This is a genomic window from Cryobacterium sp. M96, from assembly GCF_002929845.1.
In the GTDB taxonomy this organism is placed as follows: domain Bacteria; phylum Actinomycetota; class Actinomycetes; order Actinomycetales; family Microbacteriaceae; genus Cryobacterium; species Cryobacterium sandaracinum.
The window spans coordinates 1-15,547 of the sequence record NZ_PJJS01000052.1 but is presented as its reverse complement, the minus strand read 5'-3'; the positions used below and the strand labels follow the sequence as shown (position 1 = coordinate 15,547).

The following is a 15,547-nucleotide window of genomic DNA, read 5'->3' as shown; positions in this document are numbered from 1 at the left end:
CAGACCGACGAATGCAACGACATGAGGAAGGTGCGTGCAATGTCCGAGAAAAGCCCGAAAGAGCAGCGAGTGCGCCTGATTGACGTCGCGGATGCCGCAAATGTGACGAAATCAGTGGTTTCGCGAGTGCTCAGCGGAGACCCGACTCTCGCGGTCCGCGACGAGACGAGAGACCGGATCCTCGCACTCGCCGCAGATCTGGCCTACGAACCGCATGCTGGAGCGAAAGCTCTGGCGGGTTCGCGCTCAAAGGCACTGGCGTTACTGATTCCCGATCTTACGACCCCGGTTTACGCTCGGATAGCTCGGGGCGCGTACCAACGTGCGCGCGAACGCGGGTATGTCGTGCTCCTCGCTGAAGACCGTGAGGATTCGCAGTCACAGTCCGACTACACCGACCTGGTGAGCGCCGGACGCGTCGATGGGCTCCTCATCGCCTCATCGAGGGAGGGTCACCCTCTCCTAGCCGATGGGCGCCTGAGAACAGTGCCGCATGTGTTCGTGAATCGCACCGTCCCCGATTCTGGACGGAACGTGAGCATCAACCAATCAAGCGCAAGTGCGAACGCGTACAGGTTTCTTTTCGAGCGGGGCCACCGCAAGATTGGGCATATCTCCGGTACCGACACGCTCTCACCGGCGGTCGAACGTGAGCGCGGCTTCGACCAAGCGGCCAGCGATCTGGGCGCCGAGAAGCCGATGGTGGTGCGGGATGACTTCCTAGAGTCGGGCGGCTATCGTTCGGCAGAACTCCTGATGCGCGAGCACCCGGAGATCACCGCACTGTACGCCGGTACGTTCTCCCAGTCGGTCGGAGCACTCAAAGCGCTCCGTGACTTGGGCATTCGAGTTCCCGAAGATGTTTCAGTCCTCTCCAACGACGATCTCCCGCTGGCCAACTACCTGGTGCCATCCCTATCGGCGATGGCGATGCCTCTCGATGAGCTTGGGAGGCTCGCTGTCGACACGCTCGTCGACCAGCTCGAGGGCAAGGCCGTGGCCGATGTCGTACTCGAGCACGACGCCGTGGCGGTCGAACGGGGCTCCACTGCACGTGCACGACCCTCTCCGTGACTATCACGTCCGCAACCTATCCCGAGCTCAGAATCTAATTTTTTCACCCGCCGACCGTACCGAAACAGGGAGACCTCCTTGCCTCAAATCGAGCAAATTCGAACTGATTTGTACCGCATTCCGCTGGCGCAACAGCTGACTGATAGCACCCACGGGACCATGGTGGACTTCGAATTGATCACGGTTCGGATCACTGACAGTGACGGGGTGGAGGGCTGCGGATACACGTACACCGTGAACCACGGTGGTGCTGCAGTCGCGGTAATGATCGAGCGTTACCTCACACCGCACCTGATCGGCAAGGAAACTGACCACAGAGAAAAACTGTGGCAGGACATGTGGTGGATGCTGCACTATGCGGGCCGAGGTGGTCACGCGACCTCAGCGATCTCCGCAGTCGACATTGCACTGTGGGACATGCACGGGCGTCGACAGAACCAGCCACTGTGGCGACTGTTCGGCGGATTCGACCCGAAGGTCCCCGTCTACGCCGGCGGCATCGACCTGGAGTTCCCAATCGAACAGTTGCTTGCACAAGCTGACCGGTTTATCGCCGAGGGTTTCCGCGCTATCAAGATGAAAGTCGGGCGGCCGCTACTACGCACCGATTTGGCCCGAGTCACGAGCATGCGGGAGCATCTCGGGGATGACTTCCCCCTGATGGTCGATGCCAACATGAAATGGGGCGTCGACGAGGCGATTAGAGCCGCCCGGGCCATGCAGGAGTTCGGGCTCGTCTGGATTGAGGAACCAACCATCCCAGACGACGTCGCCGGTAACGCTCGGATTGTGCGAGAAGGACACCACGCAATCGCGGCTGGGGAGAACCTTCACTCCCTCTACGAGTTCCAGCAGCACATCACGGCAGGCGCTGTCACGCTTCCTGAACCTGACGTGGCCAACTGTGGGGGTTACACCGTCTTCCGTAAGGTTTGCAGCCTCGCGGAAGCGCACAACCTGCCCGTGACCTCCCACGGAGTCCACGACCTCACGGTTCACGCACTCGCCGCAGCACCCAATCGAACCTTCATGGAAGCCCACGGCTTCGGACTCGACGCGTTCCTGCACGAACCGATGGTCATCGACGACGGGTTCGCCGTCGCTCCAGAACGCCCCGGTCATGGGGTCACCCTCGACTTCAACGCACTTGAATCCGTCCGAAGCTGACCGAGCCAGCGTTCACACCCCGAAACTCCGCCCGGACGGTATCCGGAATCACACAATGAAAGTGGGAATGGAATGACCGCTACACCGTTACGAAAGGCGCTTTTCAGCACAGTCGCCTGTGCCGCCGTCCTCACCCTCGCACTCACCGGCTGCACCAACACCGGCGAAAGCAAAGCCGCCACTTCCGGTGGCGCTGACCAGGTCGTCAAATCCTCAGATGGCCCGACCTGTGCCCTCGCGGACTACAAGGGGGACAAGTTCGAGCTCGCCGACGCTGTCGTCGGTTTCTCGCAGTCAGAAAAGGAAGACAACCCCTTCCGCATCGCCGAGACGCAGTCCATCAAGGACGAGGCTGCAAAGCTCGGAGTAAAGAAACTCATCGTCACGAACGCGCAGTCGACGCTGTCCAAGCAGATCTCCGACATCCAGGACATGATTTCGCAGGGCGCACAGGCCCTGATCGTGGCCCCGCTCAACTCCGACGGGCTCGAGCCAGCACTGTCGGTGGCGCGCGAGAAGAACATTCCCGTCATCACCATCGACCGCCTGCTGAACGCGGAGGGCTGCAGCGACTACGTCACGTTCCTCGGATCTGACTTCGTCGAGCAGGGCAAGCGTGCCGCTGACCAGCTCATCGCGGGCACAGGCGGCGAAGGCAGCATCGCGATCCTCCTGGGCTCGTCGGGCAATGGCGTGACAACGGACCGCCTCAAGGGGTTCGTGGACCAGATGGCCGCAGAGGCGCCCGACATGGAGATCGTCGCCCAGCAGACTGCCGACTTCTCACGCGACAAGGGACAGTCGGTAACTGAACAGCTTCTGCAGGCGAACCCTGAGATCACGGTCATCTATGCACACAACGACGAGATGGGACTCGGCGCCCAGGCCGCCATCATCGCCGCGGGCAAGACCCCCGGTAAAGACATCCAGATCTACTCCATCGACGGAACACGAAATGCCGTCGAACAGGTAGCTGCAGGAGCCTACAACGGTGTGGTCGAGTCCAACCCCCGCTTCGGTCCGCTCGCATTCGCCACACTGAAGAGCTTCCTGTCAGGTGAGGCAGTCAGCCAGAGCATCGTCATCGAAGACGGCGAGTACGACCCGTCGAACGCAGCCGAAAAGGTTGATCTCGCTTACTAACTCGAGCGATAAACGCGGGGTCAGTTGCGACGTGCGCAGCCGGCCCCGCACCCTCCCGACAGAAAGGCCTCGTGCGTGATCACACCAACTGGCACCCCCCGCGATGCGACGGTCCTGGAAGCCCGCGGCGTAACCAAGCGATTCGCTGGAATCACAGCCCTCGACAATGTCGACTTCACTCTTCACCCCGGTGAAAGTCTCGCACTCATGGGCGAGAACGGAGCCGGAAAATCAACCCTCATCAAGGTGCTGACCGGTGTCTATCAGCCGGACGCCGGCGAACTTCATCTCGGGGGCACCACCACCACGTTTGCGCGCCCCCTGGATGCCCAACGATCGGGCATCAGCACGATCTATCAGGAGGTCAACCTCATTCCTCTCCTGTCTGTTGCGCAAAACATCTTCCTCGGGCGGGAACCCCGCGACCGTTGGGGACTGATCGACTTCAAGCAGTTGAACGAAAACGCCCGCACGCTCCTCGACACGTACGACATTCACGTTAATGTCCGGCGGCCGCTCCACCGCCTCGCCCTCGGCATGCAGCAGATGGTTGCACTGGCTCGCGCGGTAAGCATCGATGCGCGTGTCGTCATCATGGACGAGCCAACGTCCTCGCTAGAGGCTCGCGAAGTGGAGACATTGTTCCGCGTCATCGGGTTGCTGCGAGCCCAAGGCATCGCCATCGTGTACGTGAGCCACCGGATGGATGAGATTTATCGCGTGTGTGACTCGGTCACCGTGCTCAGGGACGGCAAGTCCGTTCACTCTGGTCTGCTCGCAGACCTGCCCCGCGTCGAACTCGTGTCAATCATGCTCGGTCGCTCCGTAGAGAAAACGAAACGTGAGTCCCTTACCGCGTTCGGGTCCGCCCGCACGAGCTCCCAGGCACCAACACTCATCGCAACAGACCTCACCCGGAAGCATCAGATCAGCGGAATCAGCCTCGAGATCCGCCCCGGTGAGGTCGTCGGGCTCGGTGGTCTTCTGGGGTCCGGCCGATCGGAGACTCTGAAGGCTCTTGCTGGTGTCATGAAGGTCGACAACGGTCACGTCCGTGTCGGTGGGCGTCTCGTGAAGAACGGGTCAGTTTCGGCCGCCATCCGAGCGGGCATCGTGATGCTCCCGGAGGACCGCAAAGCCGAAGGGATCATCCCGAACCTGTCCATTCGGGACAACATCGTCCTAGCTGCGCTTCCCCGGCTCTCTGTCGGAGGCTTCACTTCACGGGCACGCCAGGACGCAATCGTCGACGTCTTCATGAAGCGGTTGCGTATCAAGGCAACGAGCTCGAGCCAACTGGTCTCTGAACTATCAGGCGGCAACCAGCAAAAAGTGATGATCGCGCGCTGGCTCGCAATGAACCCGCGAGTCCTTCTGCTCGACGAGCCCACCCGCGGGATCGACGTGGGCGCGAAAGCCGAGGTGCAAGCACTCATCAATGAGCTGGCAGACGAAGGCCTTGCCATCGTCATGGTGTCCTCTGAGGTCGAAGAGGTCGTCGAAGGTTCGGCCCGTGTCATCGTGCTTCGCGATGGTTCGGTCGAGACCGAACTCATTGGAGACGAAGTCACTGAGCATCATCTGCTCTCGGCGTTGGTCGGCGAGCCCATCACCGTCACGAAAGAACTCCCATGACACAAGCAGCGGTAGCACCCACAGCACAACGTCAGAGCCGGTCGTTGGCATACCTCCAGCAGTACGGGGTGTACATCGCCATCGTTCTTCTGCTCATGTACAACGCAGCGTTCACGTCGAACTTCATCAGTGTAGATAACTTCAGGACGCAATTCATCCAGATGGTTCCCGTCCTGATCGTGGCGTTGGGGATGGCGCTAGTCATTGGGACGCAGGGCATTGACCTTTCCGGCGGAGCCGTCATGGCCCTCGCCGCAGCGGTCATCCCGCTCTATATCGGCTACGGCCTCATTCCCGCCGCCGCAATGGCAATATTCGCTGGCTGCCTGATTGGCGTGGCCAACGGAGCGATGATCGCGTTCATTGGTGTGCAACCCATCGTGGCTACCCTGGCGCTCATGGTCGCCGGCAGAGGAATCGCCTTGGTAGTGGCGAATGAACAACTGAAGTCCGTAACCAACCCAACGATCCTGTCGCTCGGCCGAAACTCAATTGTTGGCGTGCCGTACAGTGTGCTGGTCGCCGTGATCCTTGTGGCTGTTGTCGCCCTCCTGGTGAACCGCACCACTTTTGGCAAGCAGCTGGTGGCCGTGGGAGGGAGCAGGCGCGCAGCTGAGCTAGCGGGCCTCCCGGTCAAGAGAATCCTAATGACCACATATATCCTCGCAGCCGCACTCGCGGCAGTCGCGGGAATCGTCGCAACCGCCAGGCTCGGGGCATCCGTGCCCTCAACACTCGGCAACCTCATCGAGCTATCGGCCATCACCGCGGTCGTCATCGGAGGCACGCCGCTAACCGGCGGCAAGGTCAAGGTAGTCGGCACGGTAGCGGGTGCCCTCCTGCTTCAGCTCATTGCGGCAACGTTGATCAAGAACAACGTGCCGGATGCATACTCACAAATCACCCAGGCCGTCATCATTCTGATTGCGGTTTACATTCAGCGCGGAAAGTTGGCTGTCCGATGAGCGTCATCGTCCCCGAAGCAGGACTTCCAACGACGAAGCGTTTTGATCGCGAGACACTCGCCTTGGGAGCACAGAAATACGGCGCCACAGTAGTGCTGGCGCTCCTAGTCGTCATTGGTACCATCGCCTTCCCGACCTTCGCATCCGTCAGCAACGTTTCGAACATCGCGACCCAGTCGTCGTTCCTGGTCATCGTTGCTGCCGGAATGACGTTTGTAATCCTCACAGGCGGCATCGACCTTTCTGTAGGGTCTGTTTTCGCCCTCGGCGGCGTGCTGGCAGCCTACGGCTCCACGTTCGGGTCGGTTGAAGCACTCCTGCTGCCGCTGGTCGCTTGCGGGGTGATCGGCATGATCCAGGGTTTCCTGGTTGCCTACGTAGGGATGGCGCCGTTCATCGTCACGCTCGCCGGCCTGCTCGGCGTGCGCGGTATCGTCTTCGCGTCGACTAACGCCGGGTCAAACACTCCAATCGTGAGTGACCTCTCTTTTAAAGCAATCGGCCAAGAGACGCTGTTCGGAGTCAGGTGGCCGGTGATCATTGCCATCGTCGTCATCATCGTTGGAACAGTCCTTCTGACGCGGTCGCGCGGAGGCCAGTCCATTCTCGCGGTGGGTGGGTCGGAAAGCGCTGCCGCACTCATGGGTGTTGCAGTCGCGCGTATAAAATTCAGCGTCTACGTCGTCAGCGGCCTGTGTGCGGGCCTGGCCGGAGCCCTCAACGCTGCATACTCCTCATCCGGTGTGCCAACCGTGGGCGCGGGACTTGAACTCAGTGCGATCGCGGCGGTCGTCATCGGCGGAACTTTGCTCACTGGAGGGCGAGGCAACCTGATCAGCACGGTCGTGGGGGTGCTTCTGCTGAGCGTCATCCAGAACCTCATCAACCAGGTGGGCTCACTCAGTTCGTCTGTTCAGTCGGTAGTGAGCGGCCTATTCCTGGCCATTGTGGTCATCGTCCAGACAATCCTGTCCCGAACACAACGCCTGTAGCGTTCATTCTCGGTCCACGGCGCTGACCTCGGTGCGAAGCCGTGAGTGATTGGTGGCGGATGCCGATGTCAAGCGGCCTCGGACTGGGGAGTCGGTCGGTTCGCTAAGCCCCAATCCACCGAATGGCTGAGGCTGGGCGTCGTTTTCTGCTTTGAGGGGATGCCGGGCGCTGGGGCGTGTTCGAGTGCCGAGCCTCGCTGCTCGGGGTGTTCCACTTGGTTTCCAGGTCGAGCCAGTCGGGGCGGGCAAGTCAGGTCGGTGTTGGGCTGGGTGATGCGAAGACGGGGTCGAAGAGGTGGGTTCAGCCGGTTTCCCAGGGCCAGTTTTCGGGCAGGTGCAGGGTGACCCGCCGGGCGGACGAGGCGATCCTCGCGGGGATGTTGATCAGTTTCTGCGGATGGTCGTCGTCGTTGCCCGGGCCGGGCCGGTGCCGGCGATCGCGGCGGTGGCGCTGGTGAGGTTGAAGGCGATCACGGCGAGGACCAGCCGGGCCGCGTTGGCCGCGAACACACCGGAGGGCAGGTGGGCGAGGGCGCTGCTCTTCAGGTCGGAATTGACGAGCTGGGACTGCCCCCGGTTTGGTTGACTCCTAACCTGTGGAGATTCGTCTTCGCTGGAAGGATGTCATCATGCCCAAGCCCTATCCACCCGAGTTCCGCCGCGATGTTGTCGCGGTCGCCCGGAAGCACGAAGCCCCGCTGAATCAGATCGCGAAAGACTTCGGGATCTCGGAGTCTTGCCTGGCGAATTGGCTGAAGAAAGCCGACGTCGAGGAAGGCGTCAAGCCGGGCGTGACCGAGAAGGAGTCCGCTGAGCTGCGGGATGCCAAGAAGCGCATTCGGCTGCTCGAGCAGGAAGCCGAGGTCATGCGCCGTGCCGTCGCCTATATGTCCCGGGACGTCAACCCAAAATGATCTACCCGCTGGTCCTTGAACTTGCCGTCGACGGTGTCCCCGTCACGGTGACCTGCCGGGTGTTGCGCTTCTCCAAACAAGCGTTCTACCAATGGAAGCGCGACCCCATCTCCCAGCGCGACTGGGACGACGCCCACCTCACCAACGCCGCCTGGGATATCCACCGAGACGACCCCGCGTTCGGCTACCGGTCCATCTCCGACGAGCTCGGCCAGGCCGGCCTCACCGCAGGTGAGAACCGGGTCTGGCGGCTGTGCTCGCAGCAACGGCTCTGGTCCGTGTTCGCGAAGAAACGCGGCCTCACGCGCAAGGCCGGCCCGCCCGTCCACGACGACCACGTCAAACGGAAATTCACCGCGACACGCCCGAACCAGCTCTGGCTCACCGACATCACCGAACACCGCACCGACGAGGGCAAGATCTACCTCTGCGCGATCAAAGACGTCTACTCGAACAAGATCGTCGGGTACTCGATCGACTCCAGGATGAAGGCGTCCCTGGCCGTCGCAGCCGCCCGGAACGCGATCGGCCAGCGCACCATCGACGGCACGATCCTGCACTCCGACCGAGGCTCGCAGTTCCGCTCCAACGCGTTCCTGCGGGTGCTGAAGAACAACGGCATCACCGGGTCGATGGGCCGCGTTGGCGCATGCGGCAATAACGCCGCGATGGAGTCGTTCTTCGCCCTGCTACAGAAGAACGTCCTCGATCGGCAGCGGTGGTCAACCCGGGAGGAACTGCGCCTGGCGATGGTGGTCTGGATCGAGCGCACCTATCACCGAAAGCGCCGGTAGCGCCGCCTCGGTAAGCTCACCCCGACCGAGTTTGAAACAATAAACGTGGCCCTCAAGGCCGCCTGAAACCACTAACCCTTTGAGTCAACTGAACTCGGGGCAGTCCCGAACGTCGCCATTGCAAATGGCTGGGTGGACGTGCTCCAAGGCCAGATCCAGGGTTCCGAGACGCAGGCGAGGACTCGGCACAATGTCGGCGGATCCTCCAGCGCTGACCATTTCGAGACCTGAGATAAGGTCCACCCGGCCTGCCGGGTGCGCAGCATTCCAATTGTTTAGGGAGCTGGCTCAGACCGCCGGGCGCGCCTGATTACCAGCCGGTAACGCTCCTATAGCGTTGGGCGTCGGAGTCCCCCACTCCAACGATTAGCCCCGGTTCTCATGCTCGTCTTTCCCCAGGCGATACATTCCGGGGCTTTTTCGTTCCTTGCCCCACAGCGACATAGCTCGCTGTCCGCGAGGAATTAGTCGAGCTGCTGCGGTACTTCATCCCAGCCCAGAGCTTAGGTGAGTTTGTCGGCATCTGGGAGCGCGTTCTTCTCGGAGGGCGGCAGGGAGTCATATGTGTAGGTGGACACGGCCATGGGATGGCAATTAACATCTGGGAGAGCGACATCACGCTCGTGCAGGCGATGAGAGGCGGGATTCTCCTCGCCGATTTCGTCTCCGAACCCGACATCAAACAGTTCATCCCGGACATCAGCCAGGCATGGGCTGACGTGCTGATGGAGAGAATCCAGGGATAGCTGTCGGCAGCTGAGAAGTGGAAGCCGCGGACGAAAACTGCCGCTTCCGCTGCGCCAGCGTCTGGCGCCGCGCATGATCTGTGCGATACGACATCAAGAGGCGGCAGATGACTTCGAGGACAGACGGCGCAGCGATTGGTAGGATCCAGACGTGACGACCATACCGAAGACGCCGCCGCAGGCCGTTCGGGGTTGGTCGGCTGCTCTACCCCTGCTTCCCTTGTACACCAGCGTCGGGCTCCTTCTTACTTCCTTCGTTGGCTCGCTGGTCACCCGTGCACAAGGCAGCTACTTCGGTATCGTCGATGTGACCGCACTCCTCATTGGCCTGGCTCTAATTTTCATCACGGCACCTTTGACCCTCTCAATAGCCAGCGGCCGCTCAGACCGCTTCCGAGCCGGGGTGTTCTATGTGGGCGGAGGTGCGGCCCTGCTCGCCATCTGGTCCTTCTTTGTGGTTTGGTTCGTTTTCCCCCTCGGGGAAGGCGCTCACATAGCGTGTCAATATGCCCTCGGACGGTCCAGCGGTCGCATCCTCGCCACCACCCAGGGTTGCGTCCAATAGCGTGGTGTAACCCCCGGCCCTGATGGGCGTGTTGCACCGATGTAAGGCGGCCACCGCGTGATTCTTGGAAAGACCGATCAAGTCTTTTCCGAAGGAGTACACGCGATGACCGCACCCCATTTTATTGACCCTGCCCGTTTCCTGTCCGAACAACTCGAGCAAGCCTCGCCGGACTTGATGCGGCAGATGCTGACCACGTTCATCAACGCGCTGATGAGCGCCGAAGCGGAAGCCGTCTGCGGCGCCGAATACGGCCAAGTCTCCGCCGACCGGGTCAACTCCCGCAACGGCTACCGGCACCGGGATTTCGACACCCGCACCGGCACCCTCGACGTCGCGATCCCGAAGCTGCGCACCGGCACCTACTTCCCGGACTGGCTCCTCGAGCGCCGCCGCCGCGCCGAGGCCGCCCTGACCAGCGTCGTGGCGACCTGCTACCTGCTCGGGGTGTCGACGAGGCGGATGGAGAAACTCGTCGAGTCCCTCGTCATCACTCGCCTCTCGAAGTCGCAGGTGTCGATCATGGCCAAGGACCTCGACGAACAGGTCGAGCAGTTCCGCACCCGGCCCCTCGACGCCGGCCCTTACACGTTCGTGGCCGCCGACGCCCTGGTGCTGAAGGTGCGCGAGGGCGGCCGTGTCGCCAACGTCCACGCGCTCCTCGCGACGGGCGTGAACAAGGACGGGCACCGCGAGATCCTGGGCCTGCAGGTCACCAGCGCCGAAGACGGCGCCGGCTGGCTCGGCTTCTTCCGCGACCTGACCGCCCGCGGCCTCACCGGCGTGAAACTCGTCACGAGCGACGCTCACGCCGGCCTCGTGGCCGCCATCGGGGCGACCCTGCCCGGCGCGACTTGGCAGCGCTGTCGCACCCACTACGCCGCGAACCTGATGTCCGCGACCCCGAAGACCAGCTGGCCGTGGGTGAAGACCCTGCTCCACTCCGTCTACGACCAGCCCGACGCGGACGCCGTCCACGCCCAGTTCGACCGGGTCCTGAACGCACTGGAGGAGAAGCTCCCCGCGGTCGCCACCCACCTCGAGGCGGCCCGGGCGGACGTGCTCGCCTTCACCGGCTTCCCGAAGGAGATCTGGCGTCAGCTCTGGTCCAACAACCCCCAGGAACGTCTCAACCGCGAGATCCGCCGCCGCACCGACGTCGTGGGGATCTTCCCCGACCGCGGCTCCCTGATCCGGCTCGTCGGCGCGGTCCTGGCCGAACAACACGACGAATGGATCGAGGGCCGCCGCTACCTCGGCCTCGACGTCCTCAGCCGCTCACGCCTCACCCTCGTCCCGACCGAGAAGGAGGAACCCGCAACCGAACTCGGCGCCCTCAGCGCCTAGAAATCCAAGAATCACGCGGCAGACGCGTTACACCACACATTTGGACTTGACCCCACCCAGAGCTTGTTCCCTACGCAGATTCACTGCAATACGACCCAAGGTTCGAACATGGCGTCCGTCTACTCCGGCTGGGAATCAGCCGGCCTCAACAGTGTCACAGTACTACTTGTTGCGGCCGTCGCTGTCGGCATCTGGCTTATGGCCACGCGAGGCAGAAAAGCGGCTGAGCCGCAGTCGTCCGTATGATCCTCGCGGCGAGGGTCATGCACGCGATCAAGCTTTAGGGCGGGGTGTCCCTGTGTTCTTGTCAAGCGGCGAGTGGATGGTCAGCTTGATCAAGGGTGCCGTCGCTTGCTGTCCGCGAGGAATTAGTCGAGCTGCTGCGGTACTTCATCCAAACCCAAAGCTGAGGTAAGTTCGTCGGCACCTGGGAGAGCGTTCTTCTCGGAGGGCGGCAGGGAGTCATATGTGTAGGTGGACACGGCCATGGGGGAGCCCGAGCGACCAAGCGCGTAGCGGACTGTGTGATCGTTTCGGTCACCGCAGATGAGGATACCGACCGTGGGCGCGTAAACGTCTCGTCGGAGTCTGCCGTCGACGAGGGAGACGTAGAAGGCGAGTTTGCCGTCATGCTCGGGTTGGAACTTTCCGGTCTTCAGTTCGATGACGACGTACCGGAGTTGCTCGACGTGAAAGAACAGCGGGTCGAGGTAGAAGTCATCGCCGGCGACATCGAAGTGGACCTGGCGGCCCACGAATGCGAACCCCTTTCCCCCCAGTACCTCAGAGCAAGTCCGCCGTTTGACGCTCAGGGCGGATGTTCGCTGGATTTATTTGCCGGCCAGAAGAGCGAAATATCCCGGAATCTGCTGCGAAAGACCGGTGGATTTCATCGGGACCACTTCGATGTTCACCGGCCCGTCCGCGATCAACTGCCAGTCCGAATCCGAAAATGTGCTGTGCCGTTCCTGGGCGCCGAAACGCCCGGGGCGGGGCAGGTTTTCCAGGGCGCTCTGCAACTGCCGGGGTATGCTTCGCGGCGTGGCACCCAGCTGCTGCAGGTAGGCGAGGCTGTTTCCTTGGAAGTTGGTTTCGGCGAGGAACACCCGGCCGCTGCGCCCGATGACGGTTCGCAGGTTGGCAGCTAAGCTGGACTGTTTGTCGGGTTTCAGGACGTGAAAGACTCCGCGGACAAAAACGTTGGCAGGCCCCATCCGCTCCAACAGGTGCTCTCCCGCTCCTACTCCCGCAGCATCCATGACCATGAAGTCGGCGTTCTGGACGCCTTCAGCTTCCCTCCTCGCCAACTCGACCGCGCCGGTTGAAACATCGATGCCGAGCACGCTTGGAAAAAGACCAGCAAGCCAGCGGGTGTAGGTCCCGTTACCACACCCGACGTCAATCACCGGAAGAGCCGGATCAAAGTGGGCTACGACGGCGTCGGAGTACTGCGCATGCTCGGTCCGGGATCCGGAGTCCCACAGCACGTCTCCGGAACGGCCGGTGGTGTGGATTCCGCGCCAATACCCATCCCACGCGGCCGCCGGGTCTCTCGGTACCCGGGAAGTGAGGCGTACTACTGTTGGGACAAGTAGCATTTGTTCCCAAAGCTTTGACATGCCCTAACTCTACCGACGCTGCGCGAGGCTCCGGAGCTGATCCAGTACCTTCGCGGGCGGCAGCGGGTAGCTGTAGTAATAGCCTTGCCCGTAAAGGCAACCCATGGCCTGCAACTGGATCGCCTGCTCGGCGGTTTCGATGCCTTCCACGATCGCTTTCAGTCCCGCAGAGGAAATCAGCTGAAGAATGGCAGCAATGAATTTCAGCTGCTGCGGGTCCGAGCCCATGTCCTGAATCAGGGATTGGTCGACCTTCACCGTGTCCGCGGGAAGCGACCGGAGATAGCTGATGGACGAATAGCCGGTACCGAAGTCGTCAATTTGCAGCCCCACGCCCATGTCCCGCAGCCCGCTGAAGACCTGTTCTTCCGCCGTTCCCCTAGACATCAACACGGTCTCGGTGATCTCCAAAACCAAACGCCGCGGAGCCACGTGATTCCGGTCCAGCGTATCCCTGATGTCCTCCAGCAGATCACTGCGAAGCAGTTCGGCGGCGGAAAGATTGATGTGCAGACGGAAGTCCGTCAGGTCAGGTGCGGTTTCGCTCCAGCGTCTCATCTGGGCGACTCCTTCATGCAGCACCCACCGCCCCAGCTCTAGGATCAGGCCGGTTTCTTCCGCGATGCGGATGAAGCTGTCCGGCATAATAATTCCGCGCACGGGATGATGCCACCGAAGGAGGGCTTCGATGCCTATGACCCTGCCGGAGGCCAATTCGACCACCGGCTGGTACCGCAGTGCCAGTTCGCCGCCGGCAACAGCGCTGCGTAGTTCGGCGGTTATGCGCGAGCGTTCCCGGACAGCGTCGAGCATATCGGGGTGGAAGAGCTGGACGTTGTTGCGACCCTGCTCCTTCGCCTGATACATGGCGATGTCAGCATCGCGCATCAGCGCCTCGGCCGGATACCCCGGCGTGCCGATGCAAACCCCGATGCTGGCCATTGCCCAGACCGTTTCGGTTCCGACACGCACGCTGTCCTGCAGTTGCTCGGATGCCCGGTGCGCAATTTGCAGGATCTCCTCTTCCGTGGCCTCGGTGATGACGATGGCAAATTCATCCCCACCCAGACGGGCCACTGTATCGGCGGCCCTGACGGCGGACCGGAGACGCTTGGCAACCTCGACCAGCACGGCGTCACCGGCACCATGGCCCAGAGTGTCATTTATGGCCTTGAAAGAATCCAGATCCAGCACCAGCACGGCCGGGGCTTTCCCGCTGTCCGCACTGGCCAGGATTGCCTCCTGGATCCGCTCGTTGAGCAGGGTCCTATTCGCAAGGCCTGTTAAGGCATCCGTCTTGGCCATCTGCTCCAGCTCAGCCTGCGCTCGCCCCAACATGGCCGTACGGTCGGCAACCCGCCGTTCCAGATCCGAGTAAATATGGTCAAGTTCCTCCGCGAGCAGGTTGACACCCGTGATGACAGCATCGATGTCATCCCTACGTTCCGAAGTTTTCATGCGTGTGTCCAGCTCACCGGCAGCCAACCGGACAATGCCCTCCACCAACTGCTGCAGGCGCGGGTCCTCAGCGGCCTTTCCCGAGGTCATATCGTCCAAAAGTGCAATCCACGACGGGAAGTCTGGCCCTTTGCAGACCCCGGCCGAAGAACTGGCAACTGCCCCGGGGTCGCCCTGAATCGATCTGTCACGCGCTGAATCCTGCGGTCACCAGCGACCTCCGATGTGGGCCCACTATCGATACTCCACCAAGAGGAGTACCCACCCGAAGGCGCCTGCCAGCCCGACGGGCGGTCAGTAACCCTGCCGGTTGGCCGGAACGTGTCGGGCACCGCCACCGCCGGTTCCCCGCTCAAAGGACAGACGCCCGGTGTGGCCCTCATCGCGGCAGGCAGCACTTCCCGGCGCTCATGCACGGGCACTAAGCCAGTCCAAGGCCTCGCTGCGCGATGTAAAAAAACGAGTCGGACAAGGCGGGACGTGCACACCGAGGAAGAAGTTCGCCAGGACCCGATCTACAGGCGATTCGCCTAATAGAGCAATGCGTGAGGCGCTGCAGGGAATGGACCAAACAGCCCTGGCCTCACGGCTAACCGAACCGACCGCTGCCATATCGACGAGCATGGGATGCTCTTCCTGCTGGCAGACCTCGTTGACTTTCGCCATCGCGGCCCGAGCGTCCTCGACCTGAACGTGGACCCCGGGCAGCCAGCGCAGATGGAGAAGCCCGCTATCACTCATTTCAATGCTGAGCTTTGCCTCGTTTGCAGCGACCGGATCCACCACCACGTGTCCTCCCCCGAGCACGCCGCCGAACCATTCAGCCGCTCCTCAAAGGTACTCGGGTTCATCGATTTCTCCCGTCACGAGGACGGTGGGTTGCAGGCTGAGAGCGGTTCTTGCCTCTGCAGGCACGGAGGATGCAATGTATTAGCGCGAGTATCCAAATGCCGGGTCCAATACCGATCAGGTATGCAGGTTACTGATCTCACAGCGGCCATGAACGAATTACGACTGAGCGACCTCTCACGGGACATCCGGAGCTCCTGTTAACGCCAACTGAAAACAGGGCCAGAAACGCCAACTGAAAATAGGGCCACCAACCATCATGGAAGGTGATCAAATTGG

12 protein-coding genes and 2 pseudogenes are annotated in these 15,547 nt (G+C 61.8%); 9 read left to right on the top strand and 5 right to left on the bottom strand.

Going from position 1 to position 15,547, the window contains the following annotated elements:
* The first annotated feature begins 39 nt into the window (after positions 1-39).
* From CXY79_RS12060 to CXY79_RS12035, 6 genes are all read left to right on the top strand, one after another.
* Positions 40-1,074 (top strand): LacI family DNA-binding transcriptional regulator, encoded by a 1,035-nt coding sequence (locus CXY79_RS12060; protein WP_158250286.1) that lies wholly within the window; start codon positions 40-42, stop codon positions 1,072-1,074.
* 159 nt (positions 1,075-1,233) lie between these two features.
* The gene (locus CXY79_RS12055) at positions 1,234-2,241 is read left to right on the top strand and encodes a mandelate racemase/muconate lactonizing enzyme family protein (protein ID WP_104102205.1); all 1,008 of its coding nucleotides are present in this window, start codon (positions 1,234-1,236) and stop codon (positions 2,239-2,241) included.
* Between the two features lie 72 nt (positions 2,242-2,313).
* Complete coding sequence (locus tag CXY79_RS12050) at positions 2,314-3,384, top strand: ABC transporter substrate-binding protein (protein ID WP_104101764.1); 1,071 nt, start codon at positions 2,314-2,316, stop codon at positions 3,382-3,384.
* Between the two features lie 75 nt (positions 3,385-3,459).
* Complete coding sequence (locus CXY79_RS12045) at positions 3,460-5,019, top strand: sugar ABC transporter ATP-binding protein (protein ID WP_104101761.1); 1,560 nt, start codon at positions 3,460-3,462, stop codon at positions 5,017-5,019.
* A gap of 68 nt (positions 5,020-5,087) precedes the next feature.
* Positions 5,088-5,984, top strand: coding sequence for an ABC transporter permease (locus CXY79_RS12040; RefSeq protein WP_199186761.1), 897 nt, complete (start codon positions 5,088-5,090; stop codon positions 5,982-5,984).
* A complete protein-coding gene (locus CXY79_RS12035) occupies positions 5,981-6,976 on the top strand; it encodes an ABC transporter permease (RefSeq protein ID WP_104101757.1) in 996 nt (331 codons plus the stop codon). Before CXY79_RS12040 ends, CXY79_RS12035 begins: the two co-directional genes overlap by 4 nt.
* Before the next feature lie 301 nt (positions 6,977-7,277).
* Here CXY79_RS12035 and CXY79_RS16550 read toward each other — a convergent pair.
* Positions 7,278-7,534 (bottom strand): annotated as a pseudogene (locus CXY79_RS16550) (transposase); the annotation flags it as partial.
* Between the two features lie 71 nt (positions 7,535-7,605).
* Here CXY79_RS16550 and CXY79_RS12025 point away from each other — a divergent pair.
* From CXY79_RS12025 to CXY79_RS12010, 3 genes and pseudogenes are all read left to right on the top strand, one after another.
* A pseudogene (locus tag CXY79_RS12025) lies at positions 7,606-8,750 on the top strand (IS3 family transposase).
* A 521-nt stretch (positions 8,751-9,271) separates the two neighbouring features.
* Positions 9,272-9,430: a hypothetical protein gene (locus CXY79_RS16040; RefSeq protein ID WP_158250285.1), complete on the top strand. Its 159-nt coding sequence runs from the start codon at positions 9,272-9,274 to the stop codon at positions 9,428-9,430.
* 670 nt (positions 9,431-10,100) lie between these two features.
* The gene (locus CXY79_RS12010) at positions 10,101-11,342 is read left to right on the top strand and encodes an IS256 family transposase (RefSeq protein WP_104101748.1); all 1,242 of its coding nucleotides are present in this window, start codon (positions 10,101-10,103) and stop codon (positions 11,340-11,342) included.
* A gap of 368 nt (positions 11,343-11,710) precedes the next feature.
* On the opposite strand, the gene CXY79_RS12005 is transcribed toward CXY79_RS12010, so the two are convergent.
* From CXY79_RS12005 to CXY79_RS11990, 4 genes are all read right to left on the bottom strand, one after another.
* Positions 11,711-12,121 (bottom strand): PDDEXK nuclease domain-containing protein, encoded by a 411-nt coding sequence (locus CXY79_RS12005; protein WP_369827980.1) that lies wholly within the window; start codon positions 12,119-12,121, stop codon positions 11,711-11,713.
* A gap of 51 nt (positions 12,122-12,172) precedes the next feature.
* The gene (locus CXY79_RS12000) at positions 12,173-12,961 is read right to left on the bottom strand and encodes a class I SAM-dependent methyltransferase (protein WP_104101742.1); all 789 of its coding nucleotides are present in this window, start codon (positions 12,959-12,961) and stop codon (positions 12,173-12,175) included.
* Between the two features lie 9 nt (positions 12,962-12,970).
* The gene (locus tag CXY79_RS11995; RefSeq protein ID WP_104102202.1) at positions 12,971-14,509 is read right to left on the bottom strand and encodes a bifunctional diguanylate cyclase/phosphodiesterase; all 1,539 of its coding nucleotides are present in this window, start codon (positions 14,507-14,509) and stop codon (positions 12,971-12,973) included.
* A gap of 318 nt (positions 14,510-14,827) precedes the next feature.
* Complete coding sequence (locus CXY79_RS11990) at positions 14,828-15,208, bottom strand: STAS/SEC14 domain-containing protein (protein ID WP_369827978.1); 381 nt, start codon at positions 15,206-15,208, stop codon at positions 14,828-14,830.
* Between the last annotated feature and the right edge of the window lie 339 nt (positions 15,209-15,547).

Bases quoted from the DNA above. Each gene is read 5' to 3' on its own strand.
- CXY79_RS12060 (WP_158250286.1), top strand. From the start codon at position 40: ATGTCCGAGAAAAGCCCGAAAGAGCAGCGAGTGCGCCTGATTGACGTC.
- CXY79_RS12055 (WP_104102205.1), top strand. From the start codon at position 1,234: ATGGTGGACTTCGAATTGATCACGGTTCGGATCACTGACAGTGACGGG.
- CXY79_RS12050 (WP_104101764.1), top strand. From the start codon at position 2,314: ATGACCGCTACACCGTTACGAAAGGCGCTTTTCAGCACAGTCGCCTGT.
- CXY79_RS12035 (WP_104101757.1), top strand. From the start codon at position 5,981: ATGAGCGTCATCGTCCCCGAAGCAGGACTTCCAACGACGAAGCGTTTT.
- CXY79_RS16040 (WP_158250285.1), top strand. From the start codon at position 9,272: ATGGCAATTAACATCTGGGAGAGCGACATCACGCTCGTGCAGGCGATG.
- CXY79_RS12010 (WP_104101748.1), top strand. From the start codon at position 10,101: ATGACCGCACCCCATTTTATTGACCCTGCCCGTTTCCTGTCCGAACAA.
- CXY79_RS12000 (WP_104101742.1), bottom strand. From the start codon at position 12,961: ATGTCAAAGCTTTGGGAACAAATGCTACTTGTCCCAACAGTAGTACGC.
- CXY79_RS11995 (WP_104102202.1), bottom strand. From the start codon at position 14,509: ATGACCTCGGGAAAGGCCGCTGAGGACCCGCGCCTGCAGCAGTTGGTG.